Annotated in this window: 1 protein-coding gene; it reads left to right on the top strand. The window is 30.3% G+C overall.

The annotated features are described in order from the left end of the window. Nucleotides 1-146: hypothetical protein (locus V7150_RS26665; protein WP_420490321.1), on the top strand; the 146-nt coding region annotated here is incomplete at its 5' end. Nucleotides 147-264 lie beyond the last annotated feature (118 nt).

The following is a 264-nucleotide window of genomic DNA, read 5'->3' as shown; positions in this document are numbered from 1 at the left end:
GGGATAAAGAAGGTAAAATAACAGTACTACGGGCTTGTGCATTGTCTCCGTACGCTCATTATAAAGACGTATTCGAAGAATATGCTAGTAAGATTGAAAAAGCAATTCAATCTAAACTTGAAAAAATTTATAATGTTGAGAACTAAATTTAATATTGAGAGCAGTATTTTGGTATTTCAAACTTCCTCCTAAAGCTACAATAGTTGCTCGTAAAAAATAAGTTAGTAACTAAAAAAGTGTTGGCAAAATCCAACACTTTTATTT

It is taken from the genome of Neobacillus drentensis, assembly GCF_036965245.1.
Lineage (GTDB): Bacteria > Bacillota > Bacilli > Bacillales > Cytobacillaceae > Neobacillus > Neobacillus drentensis_G.
Note: the sequence above shows the minus strand (reverse complement) of the source record. Positions and strands in the feature narration are given on the sequence as shown.